The sequence below is a fragment of the Mycobacterium sp. TKK-01-0059 genome (genome assembly GCF_000709305.1).
Classification (GTDB): domain Bacteria; phylum Actinomycetota; class Actinomycetes; order Mycobacteriales; family Mycobacteriaceae; genus Mycobacterium; species Mycobacterium intracellulare.
In genome coordinates this window covers 4,068,237-4,070,394 of sequence record NZ_KL446993.1, presented here as the reverse complement: position 1 = coordinate 4,070,394, position 2,158 = coordinate 4,068,237, and the positions used below count along the sequence as shown (strand labels likewise).

Annotated in this window: 3 protein-coding genes and 1 pseudogene; 2 read left to right on the top strand and 2 right to left on the bottom strand. The window is 63.3% G+C overall.

Annotated features, from left to right (window positions below):
* The coding region (locus tag K883_RS27060; protein ID WP_179945104.1) for a transposase family protein at nt 1-328 on the bottom strand (328 nt) is incomplete at its 3' end.
* A gap of 127 nt (nt 329-455) precedes the next feature.
* Here K883_RS27060 and K883_RS19230 point away from each other — a divergent pair.
* Nucleotides 456-1,202 (top strand): IS30 family transposase, encoded by a 747-nt coding sequence (locus K883_RS19230; RefSeq protein ID WP_232518860.1) that lies wholly within the window; start codon nt 456-458, stop codon nt 1,200-1,202.
* 327 nt (nt 1,203-1,529) lie between these two features.
* On the opposite strand, the pseudogene K883_RS28350 reads toward K883_RS19230, so the two are convergent.
* Nucleotides 1,530-1,698, bottom strand: a pseudogene (locus tag K883_RS28350) (IS630 family transposase); the annotation flags it as partial.
* Nucleotides 1,699-1,949: 251 nt separating this feature from the next.
* Here K883_RS28350 and K883_RS27055 point away from each other — a divergent pair.
* Nucleotides 1,950-2,158 (top strand): transposase family protein (locus tag K883_RS27055; protein ID WP_255358941.1); only part of this gene is annotated, 209 nt, incomplete at its 3' end.

Genomic DNA, 2,158 nt, shown 5'->3' with positions numbered 1-2,158 from the left:
GGGTGCGCAACCGCCGGGTGGTCCGCGCCCGCGCCGGGATCTGCGCGATCGCCTCGGTGAACGAGCCGCGCTCGCAGTAGTCCTCCCGGCATCGCCAGCGGGTCTTGTGCCACCGCATCATGATTCGACCCTTGCCGTACGGGATGTCCCGCGGCGACGTCGTCACCCGGCCCTTGAGCGAGGTGGAGAACACCCCACACGACGGACACGCCGCCCCCTCCTCCTCGGCAGTCGCCACATGCACCACACGCATCCCGTCAGTTGAACGCTCGACACGCTCGACCCGCACACCGGGCAACCCGAACAACAATGTCGTACCGTCAGACACGGCCCCCGGTCCCTTCGTTCGCCTGAATGCTTCGCAACATTCAGACTTCGAAATGTGGTTCCGCAGATTCGGTGGGGTGAACCCGCGGTTCAGCAGTCCCAAGGGGCAGGTTCGGCCACGATTGTCGATGGCCGAGCGCGAGGAGATCATGATTGGCACTGCTCAAGGGGAGTCGATTCGGTCCATCGCTCGGCGGTTAGGGCGCTCACCCTCGACGATCATGCGCGAGATTGACGGCAATGGCCGATGTCATGGAGCTATGGGCCGCTATCGAGCCCTGCACCGGTTTGGCGGCAATCGCGGCGGGTGGGACGCCAAGTCGGGTTATCGGGCCAGCATCGCCCTGGCCCGCAGCGAGGAGCGGGCTCGTCGACCCAAGACGGGCAAGCTGAAGCGCTGCAACAGGCTTCGCGCCGAAGTGGAAGCGTTGTTGGTCAAGAAGTACAGCCCCGAGCAGATCGCGGGGGCGTTGGCCAAAACCTATCCCGACCGCCCGGAGATGCAGGTGTCCCACGAGACCATCTACAAGGCGGTTTACGTACAAGGACGTGGTGAACTACGTCGGGAACTGGCCACGTGCTTGCGCATCGGGCGGGCGTTGCGCAAACCCACGGGCCGGCGCACCAACACCGAGCACCGCCATATCCCGGGCATGGTCAACATCAGCGAGCGGCCCGCCGAAGCCGCGGACCGCGCCGTGCCCGGGCACTGGGAAGGCGATCTGATCATCGGCAAAAATCAGGCCTCCCAGATCGGCACCCTCGTTGAACGCAGCACCGGGTTTGTGCAGCTGCTGCATCTACCTCAGGGCCGCAGCGCTGATGTCGTCGCCCAAGCCATGATCACGGCGGGGTCAGTTTTCACGTGCCGCTGACAAGGTGTGGCCGAATGATGGAAGGTCATCGCGTGATTCTTCAGCGTGTCAGGCCGAAAACACCGTGAGATCCACAGTCCCCCCATGGCCTGCTTTCCAGACGGTCGCGACGAACGCTATAGTTGTTGGCCATGGGATTAGACTCTATTCGCCGTTCGGGCGTTGTAGTACTTGTCTTGGGTACGGCCTCGGTAGCAATGATCGTGGAGGCGCTAGGGTGGCGCCGTTACCTTGTGCCGGGCGCGGCCGCACTAGCACTTGTCGTCAAGGCGGGGGGGCGGCGTCGCCTCGGCATCCGGAGCAGCCTGCGGAAGAAAAGCAAGCGCATTAGTGTCCTGGGTCATTAATTTTGGTCCAGTAGTTGCCGATGCTGGTCAAGATTTGGTCGGTGGCCTTGGTCCAGACGTATGGGCGAGGGTCGTCGTTCCAAGATGTCGATGTAGGCACGGAAGTCGGCGTTGAGCCGATGGACTGAGGTGTGGGTTTCGTGGCGCAGTGAGGTGTGTTTGAGTTAATGAGCCGTTCGCGGTTGTAAATACCCAGCCACGGCGGGTCGTGCTCATTGGTTTTCTCTATGGTCTGCACCGTCGCGGTTTCGACGGTATGCGATGCGGTTCTCGCGTGCTCGTGCGAGTCCGTCGCGACGGTTTTGTCGGATGACATCACCTCGACCTTCGTGTTCGTCGTTGGGGGTCACATAGCCAATCCCGGCATGCAGTCTGGTGACGGTCGCTGCGTGTGGTGCATGTGGCGACTGCCGAGGAGGAGGGGGCGGCGTGTCCGTCGTGTGGGGTGTTCTCCACCTCGCTCAAGGGCCGGGTGACGACGTCGCCGCGGGACATCCCGTACGGCAAGGGTCGAATCATGATGCGGTGGCACAAGACCCGCTGGCGATGCCGGGAGGACTACTGCGAGCGCGGCTCGTTCACCGAGGCGATCGCGCAGATCCCGGCGCG